We start from the raw sequence: 15,981 nt of genomic DNA, 5'->3' as shown, positions 1-15,981 counted from the left end.
TCTCGGTGAGCGTCGCACTGTCCTGTCCGTTCCTTCCATTCCGCCGGTGATTCCCCGGCAGTAAAGAGCCAGGCAGGAGAGAAGCTTAGGTTAGCCTTACCTTCATTCGCTACCGGTTGTCGCCTCCGGAGGACCCCTCATGCCCGCGCGCCCCCGTGCCCTGGTCACCGCGGTGACCACGGCCCTCGCCGTGACCTGCGCGGCCCTGCTGGCGGTCCTGCTCCCGGCCGGCGCCTCCCACGCCGCGACCCGCGCCCCGCAAGGGGTCGCGTCCTACGCCGTCACCGACGGCCCGCGCCGGACGCTCGCCGACGTCCGCATCACCGTGAAGCGCGGAAGCGGAAGCGGAAGCGGAAGCGGCACCGGTGCGACGGGCGGCGCGATCGGCGGCGGCACGGGCCCGGCCGGCTCCGACGTTCCGGTCGGCGCCCTCGGCGCGGCGTCCGCGGCGACGGTCCTCGCGGGCGCCGGGGTGGTGTTCGCGGTGCGCAGGCGCCCCTCGGGCATGTGAGGTGCTCCTGCCCGGGACGCCCTCGCGGCCCGCGCGATGCTTCAATTCCCCCGTGACTGACTACGACGTGCTCCGCGTCTTCTGCGCGCCCAACGGCGGATACGGAAACGAACTGGGTGTCGTCCGCGACGGCTCCCGCGTGCCCGAGCGGAGTGACCGGCAGGAGATCGCGGCGAAACTCGGCTTCAGCGAGACCGTGTTCGTCGACGACCCCGAGCGCGGGATCATCGACATCTACACCCCCACCCTGCGCCTGCCGTTCGCCGGCCACCCCTGCGTGGGCACGGCCTGGCTGCTCGACGTACCCGAACTCGTCACCCCCGCCGGGGTCGTGGGCGTCCGCCTGGACGGCGAGTTCAGCTGGATCGAGGCGCGCGCGGAGTGGGCTCCGCCGCGCACCCTCCGCCAGTACGCCACCGCCGCCGAGGTGGACGACCTGCCCGTGCCGCCGCCCGGCGAGCGAAGCGAGATGGGGGTGCCCCCGGACGAAGTCTGGGGGGGAATTTACGCCTGGGCGTGGGAGGACGAGCCGGCCGGCCGGATCCGCGCGCGGGCGTTCCCCGGCCGCGACGACGGCATCGAGGAGGACGAGGCGACCGGCGCGGCGGCCCTCCTCCTCACGGAACGGCTGGGCCGGGCCCTCAACATCACCCAGGGCGCCGGTTCACAGATCCTGACGGCCCCTCAGCCGCACGGCTGGGTCGAGATCGGCGGACGGGTCTACCTGGAACGCTGCCCGGAGCGCTGACCGCAGCGCTGCCCGGAGCGCTGTCCCGAGCGCTGCCCGGAGCGCCGGACCGGTCGCGGTGCCGGTCGCGGTACCGGTTCCGACGCCGGTTGTGATGCCGGTCGCGGTGCCGGTCGCGGTGCCGGTTGAGATGTCGGTCCGGGTGCAGGTCGTGGTGCGGGTCGCGGTGCCGGTGCCGGCCGGAGGGCCGCCGCGCGGCGTCCGTGGTCATTCGCGCCTCCGTACGGGTGGTCCCGCGTGTGCGCGCTGTGGCGAGCGGGGACCGATGGGCGTGACCACTCAGCCTCCGTGAGAGGAACATCATGCGCATCCGATCTGCCCTGGCCGCTGCCGCCCTGGGCGTCGCCCTGACCGCCGCCGGTGCCACGAGCGCCACCGCCCATGACGGGCACCGCAACCTGGACAAGGGCGACCACCCCTCCTGCAGCTCGTACATCGGCGGGATCGACACGGTCTCCAGCGACCTCTTCTGGGCCGGCACCAACTGCCACGACGGCCTCGGCTTCCTCTCCGGGAGCAACCGCTCCGCCGACCACGAGCGCTCCTCGGACCACGAGCACCCCGCCGACGACGAGCGCCTCGCGGACGACAAGCGTCCTTCGGGCCATGAGAGCTCCTCGGACCACGAGCGTCCCTCGGCTCACGAGCGTTCCTCCGGCTTCGACCACCACCGCGGCTGAGACGACATCGGGCCCGCCCCTCCCTCGCGGAGGTGCGGGCCCGGTCGTGTCCTGGCCGGCCCTCACGCCGACAGCGGGAACTCCTCGCCCAGTGCCCGGAACACGGCCGTGTTCAGGGCGAACGCCCGCTTGCACTCGGCCACGATCCGCTGCTTCTCCAGGTCGTCCGCGGGCACCGCGTCCAGCAGCTCCCGGTAACCCCGCTTGAACGCGGCAGGGTTGGTGACGTCCTCGAAGACGTAGAACCGGACCCCGTCGCCCCGCTTCTCGAAGCCCCAGGTCCGCTCCGCCTTGTCGCGGATGATCTGCCCACCGGAGAGGTCCCCGAGGTAACGGGTGTAGTGGTGGGCGATGTACCCGGCCGGCCACCGCTCGGCGCACTCGCGCACCCGCTCCGCGTACGCCCGCGTCGCCGGGAGCGCCGACAGGCCCGCCCGCCAGCCGGGGCCCCGCAGATGCGCCAGGTCCCGCTCCAGCGCCGTGAGCCGGAACAGCTCCGGCTGGACGAACGGCCCGGCCACCGGGTCCGACGCCAGCCGCTCGGTCCCGGTCTCCAGCGCCTCGTAGACGAACCACAGCTGCTCGGTGTAGCGCGCGTAGGCGTCGACGCCGAGCCGGCCGCCGAGCAGGTCGCTCATGAACGTCGAGGTCTCGGCCTCCACGTGCTGCTCGTGGGACGCGGTGCGGATGACTGTCGAGAAGGAGTCCATACCCGAATCTTCTATGGTTAGGTTTACCTAAGTCAACGTCTTGCCGACCTTCTGTCGGTAACTTTACCGACGACGGGTCGGTAAAATCTCCGCTCCGAACCTATCCCGGAAACGCGGAACCCGCCCTCCGGGGAGAGCGGGTTCGTCTTCGGTGCCGGGGCGGTCAGGGCAGTGTGAGGATCTCCGTGCCCGTCTCCGTCACCACCAGCGTGTGCTCGAACTGGGCCGTCCGCCTGCGGTCCTTCGTCACGACCGTCCAGCCGTCGTCCCACATGTCGTACTCGTGCGTGCCCAGCGTCAGCATCGGTTCGATGGTGAAGGTCATCCCGGGCTGGATCACCGTCGTGGCGTGCGGGCTGTCGTAGTGCGGGATGATCAGCCCGGAGTGGAACGACGAGTTGATGCCGTGGCCGGTGAAGTCCCGGACGACCCCGTACCCGAACCGCTTGGCGTACGACTCGATGACACGGCCGATGATGTTGATCTGCCGGCCCGGCTTGACCGCCTTGATCGCGCGGTCCAGGGACTCCCGGGTCCGCTCCACCAGCAGCCGGCTCTCCTCGTCGACGTCCCCGACGAGGTACGTGGCGTTGTTGTCGCCGTGCACCCCGCCGATGTACGCGGTCACGTCGAGGTTGACGATGTCGCCGTCGCGCAGCACCGTCGAGTCGGGGATGCCGTGGCAGATGACCTCGTTGACGCTCGTGCACAGCGACTTGGGGAAGCCGCGGTAACCGAGCGTCGAGGGGTAGGCGCCGTGGTCGCACATGTACTCGTGCGCCACCTTGTCCAGTTCGTCGGTGGTGACGCCCGGCGCGATCAGCTTCGCCGCCTCCGCCATGGCCCGGGCGGCGATCCGCCCGGCGACGCGCATGGCCTCGATCGTCTCGGGTGTCTGCACCTCCGGCCCGGTGTACGGGGTCGGCGCGGGCCTGCCGACGTACTCGGGGCGGCGGATGTTTCCGGGCACGGAACGGGTGGGGGAGAGCTCCCCGGGGACGAGCAGCGACTGGCCAGACATGCCAGCGAGTCTAACCAGCGGGCATGGGGGAACATGACGGTGGCGAGAGGAGCTGGTCATGCCCCTGTTCAAGAAGCGGACCGTCGGCAAGCCGGGCGAGTGGTACTACTGCCTGGAACACAAGAAGGTCGAGGAGGGGCCGGACTGCCCGGCCAAGGACCGCTTCGGCCCGTACGCGACCCGCGGCGAGGCCGAGCACGCGATGGCGACCGCCCGCGACCGCAACCTCCAGTGGGAGAACGACCCCCGCTGGCACGACGCCCCGGCCGGCGGCACCACGGACGACGACTGACGCGCCCGCCCGCCCGGACCTCCGCCCCGGGACCTTCGCCCCGGGACCTTCGCCCCGGGACCTCCGCCCCGGGATCACCAGGAGGCGGGCGGTGGTGCGGTCAGGGACTCCGCCAGCCGGGAGAGGCGGTCCCGGAACCGCCGGCGCCCCCGCGGGGAGGGCACCGTGTGCTCGCCCGCCGCCGCGCTCACCAGGTGCTGCACGGTGTCCAGGTCGAGCTCCGCGCCGTCCGGCACGGCCAGCGCCTCGTGCGCCAGCGCCGTCAGCTCCGCCCCGCGGGGACCGAGGGCCAGCACGGTCACCCCGGCCCGCCGCGCGTCCGCCACCCGTTGAAGCAGCGGCGCGTCCCCCTCCGGCGACACCACCAGCAGGGTCTCGCCGCGCCGGGCGGCGTCGATCCGGCCCGGGCCGACCGCGAGGTGCGCCGGATCCGTGGGCCGCGCGTCGAGCCGCACCAGGGTGGGGGCCAGCTCCGGCGTGCCCGACCAGGCGGCCTCGTCGACCAGATGGGCCGCCAGGTGCCACGGTTCGTACGCCGCGCTGCCCACCAGCAGCAGCCCGCCCCCGTGCGACACCACGGAGCCGCGCAGCACCGCGGCGAACCTCCGCGTGGCCCCCAGCCACTGCGTCCCGGCCAGCACCTCGCGCAGCAGCGCGACCCGTACGGCGTCCATACGACCGCATGGTGCCGCAACCCGCCTGTCCCGGCCCGGCGTTCGCCGCCGATTCCCCCGACCCGGGGAACGTGACGGCCGCCACCCCCGGCGTGTCGCGGGGATCACCCCCGGGGCGCGCCCCCACGGCGCCCCCGCGCCCCGTCCGGGCGCCGCCGCGCACGTACAGTCGGCCCATGACCTCTACCGACAGCGCACAGACCGCCCCCGCGACGGCCCCCGCCAAGGATCCGTGGGACCTCCCCGACGTCTCCGGGCTCGTCGTCGGCGTGCTCGGCGGGACCGGGCCGCAGGGCAAGGGACTCGCGTACCGCCTCGCCAAGGCCGGACAGAAGGTGATCATCGGCTCCCGGGCCGCCGACCGCGCCCGGACCGCCGCCGACGAACTCGGCCACGGCGTCGAGGGCGCCGACAACGCCGAGACCGCGCGCCGCAGCGACATCGTGATCGTCGCCGTGCCGTGGGACGGTCACGGCGCGACCCTGGAGGCCCTGCGCGAGGAGCTCGCGGGCAAGCTCGTCGTCGACTGCGTCAACCCGCTCGGCTTCGACAAGAAGGGCGCCTACGCGCTGAAGCCGCAGGAGGGCAGCGCCGCCGAGCAGGCCGCCGCCCTGCTGCCCGGCTCGCGGGTCACCGCCGCCTTCCACCACCTGTCGGCCGTGCTGCTCCAGGACCCGGAGATCGACGAGATCGACACGGACGTCATGGTCCTCGGCGAGGTCCGCGCCGACGTCGAGATCGTGCAGGCGCTCGCCGGCCGCATCCCCGGCATGCGCGGCGTCTTCGCGGGCCGCCTGCGCAACGCCCACCAGGTCGAGTCGCTGGTCGCCAACCTGATCTCCGTCAACCGCCGCTACAAGGCGCACGCGGGACTGCGCGTCACCGACGTGTGAGCCGCGCTCGCGCATGGGGGACACTGGACCGGACCAGCAGTGTCCCCCACGGGACCTCCGACAGGACCCCGACAGGAGAACGACCCCCATGCCCCGCCTCGCCCTCTTCACCCTCGTCGTCTGTCTCCTCGCCGTCGCCGCCGCGGTCGTCTCCTTCGCGAACGGCAGCTGGCTGGGCGTCGTCTGGGTGCTGCTGGCGGGGCTGTCGTCCAACATGACCTGGTACTACGTCAAGCGCGAGAAGATCCGCCGGTCCGTCACGCGCTGACCGCGCAGAAGTCCGGCGTTCCCTCCCAGAAGCGGTAGAGCGCCTGCCCGCAGTACGACTCGAAGTCGCCCACGCCGAGAGCGCCCAGCGCCGCGTCGACCACGTCGAAGAACGCGCCGTTGACCGCCGGCACCCACAGCAGCGCGAACACGAACAGCAGGCCGAACGGAGCGAACGGCTCCACCTGCCGCTTCACGCCGTACGGCAGCCAGGGCTCGATCACCCCGTAGCCGTCGAGGCCGGGCACCGGCAGGAAGTTCAGGATCGCGGCCGTGACCTGGAGCAGGGCCAGGAACGCCAGCGCGTACCTGAAGTCGGCGGGCACGCCGTCCAGCGCGTCCAGCCAGAAGGGGGCCGTGCACACGGCGGCGAACAGCACGTTGGTCAGCGGGCCGGCCGCCGAGACCAGGCTGTGCCGCCAGCGGCCCCGGATCCGCCCGCGCTCGATGAACACGGCGCCGCCCGGCAGACCGATCCCGCCCATGATGACGAACAGCACCGGCAGCACCACACTGAGCAGCGCGTGCGTGTACGCGAGCGGGTTCAGCGTGAGATACCCCTTCGCGCCCACCGAGATGTCCCCGCCGTGCAGGGCGGTGCGCGCGTGCGCGTACTCGTGCAGGCACAGCGACACCACCCACGCCGCCGTCACGAACAGGAACACGGCCACACCGGGCTGCTCGGCGAACCCCGTCCAGGTCGCCCATCCCGTGACCGCCATGACGGCCACGATCCCGACGAAGACGGGGCTGACCCTCCGGTCGCTGCGGCGGGTGAGGGCGGTCGTCATGGTGCTCCCTGGGGTCGGTGCGGGGGTGGAACCGCCCGACCGTACCGGGCGCAGGGGGAAAACGTCTCGCGGGCGGTCGTCGGTTCCTGCGAGGGTGGGCGGAGGGGAACCGCCGGACGTCCCGGTCCGCCGCGCCGCCGGATCCCCGTGACCGGCCCCGAGCCGACCGGAGACAATGGACCCCGTGCTCTACCGCATTCTCGGCACCACCCAGGCAATCCGCCCCGACGGCACCCCCGTCGCGGTCGGCGGGGCACGGCTGCGCGCGCTGCTGACCGTGCTGGCCCTGCGGGCCGGACGGGCCGTGTCCGCCGCTCTGCTGGTCGACGAGGTGTGGGCCGGGGACCCGCCCGCCGACGCGCCGGGCGCGCTCCAGGCGCTCGTCGGGCGGCTGCGCCGCGCCCTGGGCGCCGAGGCGGTCGCCTCCGTGGACGGCGGCTACCGGCTCGCCGCCCCGCCCGACGCGGTCGACCTGCACCGCTTCGAGCGTCTGACCGGCGACGGACTGCGCGCCCTCGCCGACGACGACCCCGCCAAGGCGGCCGTCCTCCTCGACGACGCCCTCGCCCTGTGGCAGGGCCCGGCCCTCGCCGACCTGCCCGACCGCACCGCCGAGGCGGCCCGCCGGGAGGCCCGCCGCCTCGACGCCGTGCGCGCCCGCCACACCGCCGCCCTCGCCCTCGGCCACGCCGGACAGTCGCTGCCCGAGCTGACCGCCCTGTGCGACGCGCACCCCTTCGACGAGCCCCTCCAGGCGCTGCGCCTTCGCGCCCTGCGCGACACCGGCCGCACCGCCGAGGCGCTCGCCGCCTACGAGGACGTCCGCCGGCTCCTGGCCGACCGGCTGGGCTCGGACCCGGGCCCCGAACTGCGCACCCTGCACGGCGAACTGCTGACCCCGGCCGAGCTGCCGCGCCCTGCCGCGCGCCCGGGCGGCCCGCGCACCTCCACCGGCCGCCCCGGGGACACCGCGTCCCCGGTCCGCGGCGCGTCCCCGGTCCGCGGCGCGCCCGCGGCCGGCTCCTCGCCCCTCCCGGGCGCCCCGGCACACGGCCAGGCGACCGGCCCGGCGACCGCCCCGGCACACGGCCCGGCGGTTGTCCCGGCTCACGGCTTGGCGACCGTCCCGGCGCATGGCCCGGCGACTGCCCCGGCGCACGACCCGGCGACCGCCCCGCCGAGCGCCGCCCGGGCGGCTGGCGGCGGTCCGGTCCCGGGGGCGGAGGTCCGCACCCCGCCGGTCAACGGCTCTGCCCCGCCGGTGGACGGCTTTGCCCCGCCGGTGGACGGTTCCGTCTCACCGTTGGACGGCTTCGCCCCGCCGGTCAACGGCTACGCCCCGCCGGTGGGAGCTTCCGTTTCACCGCTGGACGGCTCCGCCCCGCCGCCGGAAGCGTCCGTCTCACCGCTGGACGGCTCCGCCCCGCCCCCCGGCAACCTCCGCGCCCGGCTGACCTCCTTCGTCGGCCGGGAGGCCGACATCGAGGCCCTGCGGGGCGACCTCGCCGGCGCCCGTCTCGTCACGCTGCTCGGACCCGGCGGCGCGGGCAAGACCCGGCTGTCGCAGGAGGCCGCCGAGGCCGTACGGGACACCACCCGCGACGGCGTCTGGCTGGCCGAGCTGGCGCCCGTCGCCGACCCGGACGCCGTACCGCAGGCCGTCCTCACCGCCGTGGGAGCCCGCGAGACCGTGCTGTACGGCGCCGGCGCCGAGGAGATGCGGGCCGCCGGCGAACGCCACGACGACCCCGTGGAACGCCTCGTCGAGCACTGCGCCCGGCGCCGCATGCTGATCGTCCTCGACAACTGCGAGCACGTCGTCGAGGCCGCCGCCCGGCTCGCCGAGGAACTGCTCGGCCGCTGTCCCGGCCTGACGGTCCTCGCCACCAGCCGGGAACCGCTCGGCGTTCCCGGCGAGGTGCTGCGCCCGGTGGAGCCGCTGCCGGAGCCGGTCGCGCTGCGGCTGCTCGCCGACCGGGGAGCGGCCGCCCGGCCCGGCTTCCGCGTCGACGACGATCCCGAGGCCTGCGCCGAGATCTGCCACCGGCTGGACGGCCTGCCCCTCGCCATCGAGCTGGCCGCCGCCCGGCTGCGCATGATGACCCCCCGCCAGATCGCGGACCGGCTCGACGACCGCTTCCGCCTCCTCACCTCCGGCAGCCGCACCGTCCTGCCCCGCCAGCAGACCCTGCGCGCCGTCGTCGACTGGTCCTGGGACCTGCTCGACGCCGACGAACGCGAGGTGCTCGGCCGGCTGTCGGTGTTCGCCCGGGGCTGCGACCTCGCCGCCGCCGAGGCCGTGTGCGGCCCGGCCGCCCTCGACGCGCTCGGCTCCCTCGTCGACAAGTCGCTCGTGGTGGCCGCCCCCGCCGCCGACGGCGCGATGCGCTACCGGCTCCTGGAGACCGTCGCCGAGTACGCGGGCGAACGCCTCGACGAGTCCGGCGGCCGCCCCACGGCCGAGCGGGCCCATCTGACGTACTACCGCGAACTCGCCCGCGCCACCGACGTGCTGCTGCGCGGCCCCACGCAGCGCGCCGCCGTCGACCTGTTCCAGCTGGAGTACGAGAACCTGCGCACCGCGCTGCGCCGGGCCGTCGCCGCGCGCGACGAGCAGGAGGCGCTCTGCCTCATCCTGTCCCTGGTCGTCTACTGGCACATGCGCGACCTGCGCATCGAGGCCCGCACCTGGTGCAGCGAGGTCATGGCCCTGGGCCCCGACCCCTTCACCGAGCCCGTCCGCCCCGCGGCCCCGGTGTGGCAGCCCTGCACCGCCGCCCCGCCGCCGATGACGGGCGAGGTCCTCGCCGAGGCCCGGCGCGGTGTCCACCTGGCCCATCTCGCCTGCATGGACACCGAACTGGACGCCTGGCAGAACCCGGCGGCCCAGGCCAAGCTGCGCGTCATCACCCAGACCTACGAGCCCGGCCTCCCGCAGACCTGCCGGTCCCCCGGACTGCTCTGGTTCTACGCCGTGATGCTCACCGGCGACATGGACCGCATCCGCGCCATCATCGACGCCAACGTCCGCACCTGCCGGGAGACCCCCGGATTCGAGTGGGAGCTCGCCAACTGCCTCCAGATGCGGGCCAACCTGCTCGCCAACCGCTCCGACTGGGCGGGCGACGCGGGCCGGGACGCCGACGAGTCCCTGGAGATCTACCGTCGGCTGGACGACGCCTGGGGCACCGCCGAGGCCCTCTCCGCCCGCGCCGAGGCCCGCGAGCGGCTGGGCGCCTACCGGGAGGCCGCCGCCGACTACGAGGAGGCCATGGCGCACGCCGAACGGCTCGGCGCCCGCGCCCAGCTGGCGGTCCTCGGCGCCCGGCTGGGCAGCACGCTGGTGGAGGCGGGCGAGGAGGAGCGCGGCGAACGCGTGCTGCGCGAGGTCCTCGACGGCAGGGACGGCTCGGCCAACGAGGCCATGCCCGCCGCCCGCCTCTTCCTGGCCGGCCGGCTCGGCCTGGACGGCCGCCTCGCCGAGGCCCGCGAACAGCTCCGGCTGCTGCGCGAGGAGTTCACCATCGCGCACTTCGCCGTCTTCGACGCCTTCATCCTCAGCGCCGAGGCCTGGCTGGACGCGGCCGACGAACGGTACGAGGAGGCGCTGGTCACCGTCCGCAAGGCGTTGGAGCGGGGCGGCGACCCGATGTCCACGGCCATCGCCCCGCACATGCGCTCCTTCTTCCTGGCCGTCGCCGCGATCGTCCTCACCGGTGCCGACGGCGGCAGCCGCGTCTCGGCCGCCGCCAGCTGCCTCGGCGCCGCCGACAGTCTTCTCCCGCCCGGCCACATCGCCCCGCGCATAGAGCGCCACACCCGCGACCTGGCCGGGACCGCGGTCCGCGCCGCGCTCGGCGAGGAGGCGTACGAGGCCGCGTACGCCGAGGGCGGCGGCCTCTCCTACGAGGAGGCCGCCGCCCTGGTGTGAGCGAACCGTTCCGCGAGCGCTCAGTGCTTGGTACGGAACTTGTGGACCGCGACCGGCGCCATCACCGCGGTGAGCGCCGCCGACCAGGCCAGCGTCACCCACAGGTCGTGGGCGACGGGGCCGCCGATCATCAGCCCGCGCGCGGCGTCCGCCAGCGCGGACAGCGGGTTGTAGTCGGTGAAGGCGCGCAGCCAGCCCGGCATCGAGGACGTCGGCGCGAAGATCGACGAGCCGAACTGCAACGGCATCAGCACCAGGAAGCCCATCGCCTGCACCGACTGCGCGGACTTCATCACCACGCCGAGCGTGAGGAACACCCACATCAGGGCCGACCCGAACACGGCGGACAGCCCTATCGAGGCCAGCAGGCCGGCCCAGTTCGTGATGTCGAAGCCCACCAGCAGCGCGACGACCAGCAGCACCACCGTCGCGAACAGCATCCGCATCAGCTCCACCGCGATCTTCGCGAAGAGCACGGAGCCGCGCCCGATCGGCAGGGACCGGAAGCGGTCCATCACACCGGAGTTGAAGTCCTGGTTGAACCCGGTGCCCACGCCCTGCGCCATGTTCATCCCCATCATGGCCATCAGCCCGGGCACGACGTACTGGACGTACGCCTGCTGCCCGCCGCCCAGCGACTGGCCGATGGAGCCGCCGAAGACGTACACGAACAGCAGCGTGAAGACGACCGGGAAGAGGACGGCGTCGAACATCGACTCCGGGTCCTGCCGGATCCACAGCAGGTTGCGCCGCACGAGCGCGCCGGTGTGCCGCAGATGGGCCCGGAGCGGGATGGGCGAGTCGACGGCCTTCACGGCGGCCGGGCTCGGGGTGGCGGTGGCGGCGCTCATACGGCGACCTCCTCGCGGGTGTCGGCGGGCACGGCGTCCTGCGGGGCACTGGCACGGTGGCCGGTGAGGGACAGGAACACCTCGTCCAGGCTGGGCAGTTCGGTGGTGAGGGAGGCGAGCGTGACACCGCGCGCGGTGACCGCGCCGACCACCGCGGTGAGCTGCTCGTCGCTGAGCACCGGCACCAGCACCGAGCCGCGCTCGGCGTCCACGACGGTGCCGGCCAGGCCGGTGATGCCCAGGTCGTCCAGGGCACGGGCCAGGGGCCGCAGCTGCGCCGGATCGGCGGGCCGCACCCGCAGCGTCCGGCCGCCCACCCGCGCCTTCAGCTCGTCGATGCCCCCGGTGGCGATGACCTTGCCCCGGTCGACGACGGTGAGCTCGGAGGCGAGCTGCTCGGCCTCCTCCATGTACTGCGTGGTCAGCAGGACCGTCACCCCGTCCCCGACCATCGCCTTGACCTCGTCCCACACCTCGTTGCGGGTGCGCGGGTCGAGGCCGGTCGTCGGCTCGTCCAGGTACAGCACGGCCGGCCGGCCGATCATCGACGCGGCCAGGTCGAGCCGGCGCCGCATGCCCCCGGAGTACGTGCTCGCGGGCCGCCGGGCCGCCTCCGTCAGGGAGAACCGCTCCAGCAACTCGTCGGCGCGGGCCCGCGCGTCCTTGCGGGACAGGTCGAGGAGCCGCCCGATGAGGTACAGGTTCTCCCAGCCCGGGAGCTTCTCGTCCACGGAGGCGTACTGGCCCGTGAGGCCGATCACCCGGCGCAGCTGCCGGGGCTGGCGGACCACGTCGTAGCCCACCACGGTCGCCCGGCCGGCGTCGGGGGCCAGCAGGGTGGACAGGATCCGCACGAGGGTCGTCTTCCCGGCGCCGTTCGGCCCGAGGACCCCCATCACGGTGCCCTCCCGCACGTCCAGGTCGACTCCGTCCAGCGCCCTGGTCTCGCCGTAGTGCTTGACCAGCCCCCGTACGGTGACGGCGCTGCCCGCGCCGCTGGGGTTGTCGTCGATTCGCGTCATGTCCCCGACGGTGTCAACGGCCACCGACAAACGGCCGACAAGTCACCGACAGCCGCCCACAGCCCGCCGACAGGGGTGCCGCCCCGGGGAACGGGCCGCGAAAACCCCGGGGAGCGGGCCGCGAGAAAAGACGGCAGCCCGCCGACGGGGGAAGATCGACGGGCTGCCGTGTGCGGAGTTGGCTCAGTGGACGCTGTGCTCCTCCAGCGGGAACGTTCCGCCGACGACGTCCTCCGCGAACGCCTTCGCCGCGCCGGTCATGACCGCACGCAGATCGGCGTACTGCTTCACGAACTTCGGGACCCGGCCGCCGGTCAGCCCCAGCATGTCCGTCCACACCAGTACCTGCGCGTCCGTCTCCGGACCGGCCCCGATCCCCACGGTGGGGATGTGCAGCGTGCGGGTGACCTCGGCCGCCAGCTCCGCCGGGACCAGCTCCAGCACGACCGCGAACGCCCCCGCGTCCTGCACCGCCTTGGCGTCCCGCAGCAGCTGCGCCGCCGCCTCGTCGCCGCGCCCCTGGACGCGGTAGCCCATGGCGTTGACGGACTGCGGGGTCAGACCGATGTGTGCCATGACCGGGATGCCGGACTCCACCAGCAGCTCGATCTGCCGGTGCGAGCGCTCGCCGCCCTCCAGCTTCACGGCCCCGACGCCGGCCTCCTTGACCAGCCGGGTCGCGCTGCGCAGCGCCTGTACCGGGCCCTCCTGATACGAGCCGAACGGCAGGTCGCCGACGATCAGGGCGCGCTGCGTGCCGCGTACGACCGCGGCCGACAGCATGGTCATCTCGTCGAGGGTGACGGGCACGGTCGTCTCGTACCCCAGGTGGCAGTTGCCCGCCGAGTCGCCGACGAGCATCACCGGGATGCCGGCCTCGTCGAACACGGACGCGGTCATCGCGTCGTAGGCGGTGAGCATCGGCCACTTCTCGCCGCGCTCCTTGGCGGCGGCGATGTCGCGGACGGTGATGCGGCGGGTGCCCTTGCCCCCGTACAGCGCGTTGCTGCCGTCGGTGGGCCTCTTCTGGGCAGCCGAAAGCTGCGTCATGGGAACGGCTCCTCACGTCATCTCGAGGCGCCCTCACGGCGTCCCCGGACCACCTCCATGGTGGCACCTCGTGCCAGGCAGGACCAGAGCGCCCCCCGTGGGTAAAACATCGGTAAGAGAGTTCCGATACGAGACGGTCTCGTATCGAAATCATTCTAGGCTCGACGGCATGACCACTCCGTCCGTCACCACCGCCCCGCGCATACCCGAAGCGGTGCACCGACGCCGCTGGGCGATCCTCGGCGTGCTGATGCTGAGCCTGCTGATCGTCGTCCTCGACAACTCGATCCTGAACGTCGCCGTCAAGACCATCTCCACCCCCGCCCCCACCGGCCTGGGCGCCACCCAGAGCGAGCTGGAGTGGGCGATCAACTCGTACACGCTCGTCTTCGCGGGCCTGCTGTTCTCCGCCGGCCTCCTCGGCGACCGCGTCGGCCGCAAGAAGGTCCTGCTCGGCGGCCTCGTCGTCTTCGGCATCGGCTCCGCGCTGGCCGCCGAGTCCGGATCGCCGGCCCAGCTCATCGCCTTCCGCGCGGTGATGGCCCTCGGCGCCGCGTTCGTGATGCCCGCCACCCTCGCCGTCCTCATGAACGTCTTCGAGCGCGAGGAGCAGCCCAAGGCGATCGGCATCTGGGCCGGCGGCGTCGGGCTCGCCATCGCCATCGGCCCCATCACCGGCGGCCTCCTGCTGGACCACTTCTGGTGGGGCTCGGTCTTCCTGATCAACGTGCCGATCGTGATCGTCGCCGTCGCGCTGATGCTGTGGCTGGTGCCCGACTCCCGCGACCCGGACCCCGGCCGGATCGACCCCCTCGGCGTCGTCCTGTCCGTCGTCGGGCTGGTGCTCCTCGTCTACGGCATCATCAAGGGCGGCGAGCTCGCCGACTTCACCGACCCCACCGTGCTGGCGACGACCGCGGCCGGCCTCGCCGTCCTCGTCGCGTTCGTCGTCCTGGAGAAGCGCAGCGACCACCCGTCCATCGACGTCACCCACTTCCGCAACAAGGTCTTCTCGGCCGCGATCGCGGTCATCGCCCTGGTCTTCTTCGCGCTGATGGGCGTCACCTTCTTCTCCGTCTTCTACACCCAGAGCGTGCGCGGCTACTCGCCCCTGCAGACCGGTCTGCTGATGCTGCCGCTGGCCGCCGCCCAGATGGTCTTCGCGCCGCGGGCCCGGCTCGTCGTCGACCGCTTCGGCATCAAGGCCACGACGACGACCGCCATGCTCGTCATCACCGCGACGCTGGTGGCGTTCGCCACGCTCGACGAGGACACGCCGATCTGGGCCCTGGAGGTCGTCTTCTTCCTCATGGGCACCGGAATGGCCCACATCATGACCCCGACGAGCGTCGTCATCATGCAGGCCCTGCCCCGCGAGAAGGCCGGCTCCGCCTCCGCCCTCAGCAACACCTTCCGCCAGGTCGGCGGCGCCCTCGGCATCGCCGTCCTCGGCTCCGTGCTGTCGACGTCGTACCGGCACGGCATCGAGGACCGGCTCGGTGTGCTGCCCGCCGGGCTGCGCGAGACGGCCGGGGAGTCCATCGAGGCGACCCTGGGCGTGGCGGCCGGGCTCGGCGAGCGGGGCAGGGCGCTGGTCGACCCGGCCAACGAGGCGTTCCTGCACGCCATGCACGTCACCGCGCTGTGGGGCGCCGGAGTGGCGCTGGTCGGCGCGGTGGTCGTGGGGCTCTTCCTGCCCGGCAGGCCGAAGGCGGCCGAGGAGGCGGCGAAGGACGGCGACCTGGCGGGCACCGCCTCGTAGGAGCGGCCCGCGGCCCGCCGCTGCGGGAGAATCACCCCAGGGCGACGAAGGGACGGACGGACGTGAGTCTCGTGGACAGCGGCACCGGTGTGGAGCAGCCCGGGCGCGGCCGGCCGCGCAGCGAGGCGGTGGAGCGGGCCATCGTCGAGGGGACGCTGACGCTGCTGGAGGAGGGCATTCCGCTCGGTGAGGTGTCCATCGAGCGGATCGCCCGCACCGCCGGCGTCGGCAAGGCGACCATCTACCGCCGCTGGAGCGGCAAGGAGGAACTCCTCGTCGACGTCCTGCGGGCCGTCGAACCGGAGGACCTCGAACTGCCCGGCACCTCCCTGCGCGACGACCTGGTCGTGCTGCTGGAGTCGCTGCGCCTGCGCGGACTGGCCAACCGGTCCTCGGCGATCCTGCACAACGTCCGCGCACAGATGAAGACCAGCCCCCGGATCTGGACGGCCTACCACAACGCGGTCGTCGCCCCCCGCCGCCGGATCGGCCTCGACGTCCTGCGCCGCGGCCAGGAGAACGGCGAACTGCGCACCGACCTCGACCGCGAGCTGATCTACGACATCCTCGTCGGCCCCATGCTCGTCCGGTCCGTCCTGCAACCCGACGCCGACCTCGGCGAGGGCCTCGCCGAGCAGATGGTCGACGCGCTGCTCACCGGCCTACGGCCCGTCAGTTCCCCCACCGGCCCGCAGTAATGTGCACGTTTCGTCACAGAGCGGTCCCCGTCACCGCCGACCGGAACCCGTGACACCGGCCCGTACGTCCTGGAGCCCGT

At 73.4% G+C, this 15,981-nt stretch carries 16 protein-coding genes; 9 read left to right on the top strand and 7 right to left on the bottom strand.

Features of this window, described 5'->3' with window-relative positions:
• Window positions 1-139 precede the first annotated feature (139 nt).
• From ACFV9M_RS00310 to ACFV9M_RS00300, 3 genes are all read left to right on the top strand, one after another.
• Window positions 140-511, top strand: coding sequence for a hypothetical protein (locus tag ACFV9M_RS00310; protein WP_385062025.1), 372 nt, complete (start codon window positions 140-142; stop codon window positions 509-511).
• A gap of 52 nt (window positions 512-563) precedes the next feature.
• On the top strand, window positions 564-1,259 hold the full coding sequence (locus tag ACFV9M_RS00305; RefSeq protein ID WP_385062024.1) for a PhzF family phenazine biosynthesis protein: 696 nt from the start codon (window positions 564-566) through the stop codon (window positions 1,257-1,259).
• 302 nt (window positions 1,260-1,561) lie between these two features.
• A complete protein-coding gene (locus ACFV9M_RS00300) occupies window positions 1,562-1,939 on the top strand; it encodes a hypothetical protein (RefSeq protein ID WP_385062023.1) in 378 nt (125 codons plus the stop codon).
• 62 nt (window positions 1,940-2,001) lie between these two features.
• On the opposite strand, the gene ACFV9M_RS00295 is transcribed toward ACFV9M_RS00300, so the two are convergent.
• Together ACFV9M_RS00295 and map are read right to left on the bottom strand one after the other, a co-directional pair.
• Complete coding sequence (locus ACFV9M_RS00295; RefSeq protein WP_385062021.1) at window positions 2,002-2,649, bottom strand: heme oxygenase (biliverdin-producing); 648 nt, start codon at window positions 2,647-2,649, stop codon at window positions 2,002-2,004.
• Window positions 2,650-2,812: 163 nt separating this feature from the next.
• Window positions 2,813-3,670, bottom strand: coding sequence for a type I methionyl aminopeptidase (map, locus tag ACFV9M_RS00290; protein WP_385062020.1), 858 nt, complete (start codon window positions 3,668-3,670; stop codon window positions 2,813-2,815).
• 58 nt (window positions 3,671-3,728) lie between these two features.
• Between map and ACFV9M_RS00285 the strand changes: the two genes are divergently transcribed.
• A complete protein-coding gene (locus ACFV9M_RS00285) occupies window positions 3,729-3,962 on the top strand; it encodes a hypothetical protein (protein ID WP_385062019.1) in 234 nt (77 codons plus the stop codon).
• Between the two features lie 74 nt (window positions 3,963-4,036).
• Here the strand turns inward: ACFV9M_RS00285 and ACFV9M_RS00280 are convergent, their stop codons facing one another.
• Window positions 4,037-4,636 carry a hypothetical protein gene (locus ACFV9M_RS00280; RefSeq protein WP_385062018.1) on the bottom strand — a complete coding sequence of 200 codons (600 nt, stop codon included), beginning with the start codon at window positions 4,634-4,636 and terminating at the stop codon, window positions 4,037-4,039.
• Between the two features lie 176 nt (window positions 4,637-4,812).
• Here ACFV9M_RS00280 and npdG point away from each other — a divergent pair, with 176 nt between their 5' ends.
• Both npdG and ACFV9M_RS00270 read left to right on the top strand, forming a co-directional pair.
• Window positions 4,813-5,529 (top strand): NADPH-dependent F420 reductase, encoded by a 717-nt coding sequence (gene npdG / locus ACFV9M_RS00275; protein WP_385062017.1) that lies wholly within the window; start codon window positions 4,813-4,815, stop codon window positions 5,527-5,529.
• A 13-nt stretch (window positions 5,530-5,542) separates the two neighbouring features.
• The gene (locus ACFV9M_RS00270) at window positions 5,543-5,797 is read left to right on the top strand and encodes a hypothetical protein (RefSeq protein WP_385062015.1); all 255 of its coding nucleotides are present in this window, start codon (window positions 5,543-5,545) and stop codon (window positions 5,795-5,797) included.
• On the opposite strand, the gene ACFV9M_RS00265 is transcribed toward ACFV9M_RS00270, so the two are convergent.
• Entirely contained in the window at window positions 5,787-6,587 is an 801-nt protein-coding gene (locus ACFV9M_RS00265; protein ID WP_385062013.1) for a site-2 protease family protein, read from the bottom strand. The two genes, ACFV9M_RS00270 and ACFV9M_RS00265, sit on opposite strands and share 11 nt — an antisense overlap.
• Window positions 6,588-6,762: 175 nt before the next feature.
• Between ACFV9M_RS00265 and ACFV9M_RS00260 the strand changes: the two genes are divergently transcribed.
• Window positions 6,763-10,518 carry a BTAD domain-containing putative transcriptional regulator gene (locus tag ACFV9M_RS00260; protein ID WP_385062012.1) on the top strand — a complete coding sequence of 1,252 codons (3,756 nt, stop codon included), beginning with the start codon at window positions 6,763-6,765 and terminating at the stop codon, window positions 10,516-10,518.
• 20 nt (window positions 10,519-10,538) lie between these two features.
• Here ACFV9M_RS00260 and ACFV9M_RS00255 read toward each other — a convergent pair whose 3' ends face one another.
• The 3 genes from ACFV9M_RS00255 to panB form a co-directional block, all read right to left on the bottom strand.
• Window positions 10,539-11,369 (bottom strand): ABC transporter permease, encoded by an 831-nt coding sequence (locus ACFV9M_RS00255; protein WP_385062010.1) that lies wholly within the window; start codon window positions 11,367-11,369, stop codon window positions 10,539-10,541.
• Window positions 11,366-12,391, bottom strand: a complete 1,026-nt coding sequence (locus tag ACFV9M_RS00250) for an ATP-binding cassette domain-containing protein (protein ID WP_385062008.1) — start codon at window positions 12,389-12,391, stop codon at window positions 11,366-11,368. Before ACFV9M_RS00250 ends, ACFV9M_RS00255 begins: the two co-directional genes overlap by 4 nt.
• Before the next feature lie 183 nt (window positions 12,392-12,574).
• On the bottom strand, window positions 12,575-13,441 hold the full coding sequence (panB, locus tag ACFV9M_RS00245; RefSeq protein ID WP_385062006.1) for a 3-methyl-2-oxobutanoate hydroxymethyltransferase: 867 nt from the start codon (window positions 13,439-13,441) through the stop codon (window positions 12,575-12,577).
• 169 nt (window positions 13,442-13,610) lie between these two features.
• Here panB and ACFV9M_RS00240 point away from each other — a divergent pair, with 169 nt between their 5' ends.
• Together ACFV9M_RS00240 and ACFV9M_RS00235 are read left to right on the top strand one after the other, a co-directional pair.
• Window positions 13,611-15,203 carry an MFS transporter gene (locus ACFV9M_RS00240; RefSeq protein WP_385062005.1) on the top strand — a complete coding sequence of 531 codons (1,593 nt, stop codon included), beginning with the start codon at window positions 13,611-13,613 and terminating at the stop codon, window positions 15,201-15,203.
• 62 nt (window positions 15,204-15,265) lie between these two features.
• Window positions 15,266-15,901 (top strand): TetR/AcrR family transcriptional regulator, encoded by a 636-nt coding sequence (locus tag ACFV9M_RS00235; RefSeq protein WP_385062003.1) that lies wholly within the window; start codon window positions 15,266-15,268, stop codon window positions 15,899-15,901.
• Window positions 15,902-15,981: the final 80 nt, after the last annotated feature.

This window comes from Streptomyces sp. NPDC059895, assembly GCF_042731035.1.
Classification (GTDB): domain Bacteria; phylum Actinomycetota; class Actinomycetes; order Streptomycetales; family Streptomycetaceae; genus Streptomyces.
Note: the sequence above shows the minus strand (reverse complement) of the source record. Positions and strands in the feature narration are given on the sequence as shown.